Origin of the sequence: Sulfitobacter sp. 15WGC (assembly GCF_005068605.1) — a bacterium.
Lineage (GTDB): Bacteria > Pseudomonadota > Alphaproteobacteria > Rhodobacterales > Rhodobacteraceae > Sulfitobacter > Sulfitobacter faviae.
The window spans coordinates 1-1,072 of the sequence record NZ_SZNL01000058.1; the positions used below are offsets into that span (position 1 = coordinate 1).

The window sequence follows — 1,072 nt, forward strand, 5'->3', positions numbered from 1 at the left end:
TCAAAAATCCCATGTCGATCACTCCAAATCCCCCCAACCAAAACCGTCGGGGAAGTGTGTTCACATGGGTCAATTCTCAGTGACAATTTATGGGGCTACCGGGTCAGTTCTCAGTGACAATCAACAAGATGGGCATTGGGACGTTGTAGCGTCATCGTCCTATGCCTATGGTCCCAGAAAAACTGAGGTCCAAAATGCTGACAGGCACCATCCGCTCGCAAATCGATCAAATCTGGAACGCCTTCTGGTCCGGTGGCGTCTCAAACCCGCTTTCAGTAATCGAACAGCTGACATTTCTGATGTTTATTAAGCGGTTAGATGACCTGCAAACGGTCGAGGAGCGAAAGGCCGAAGATCTGGGCATTCCAATGCAGCGCAGCATCTTCCCAGAGGGCGCAAACGACAAGGGCGAACCGTTCGAGAACCTACGCTGGTCGCGCTTCAAGCATTTTGAAGCTCGGGAGATGATGAGGATCGTGGACGAGCACGTCTTTCCGTTCCTGCGGGCCCTAGGTGAAGAGGGCTCGTCCTACGGCACCCACATGAAAGACGCGCGATTGGGTTTCTCCAACCCCAACCTGTTGGCCAAGGTCGTTCAGATGCTCGACGAGATTCCGATGGAGGACCGCGACACCAAGGGCGACGTTTACGAATACATGCTTGGCAAGATCGCCAGCGCCGGCCAGAACGGCCAGTTCCGCACGCCGCGCCACATAATTGAATTGATGGTTAATCTGATGGCGCCCACGCCCACTGACGTGATCTGTGACCCTGCTGCGGGCACCAGCGGTTTCTTGGTCGCCGCGGCCGAGTATCTGCGCACGCACCACCCCCAAATGCTGCGCAACACCGAAAGCCGTGACCACTTTCACAACCAGATGTTTCACGGATTTGACTTCGATGCGACCATGCTTCGGATCGGCGCCATGAACATGACACTGCACGTGACCTGCCCCCCACTGGTCCCTCGTTCATGACGAGAGCCTGCGGGTTTGATTTTGATAGTCGTCGGTTTCGGGCTTGGCAAGCGCGCCGGGCGCGGAGCCCTCAAATTGCTCAAGCGTCCGGCGCG

1 protein-coding gene is annotated in these 1,072 nt (G+C 56.2%); it reads left to right on the plus strand.

Translation table 11 applies throughout. From position 1 onward, the window contains the following. Positions 1–194: 194 nt before the first annotated feature. On the plus strand, positions 195–977 hold the full coding sequence (locus FCK22_RS17930) for an N-6 DNA methylase (protein WP_331711006.1): 783 nt from the start codon (positions 195–197) through the stop codon (positions 975–977). Positions 978–1,072: the final 95 nt, after the last annotated feature.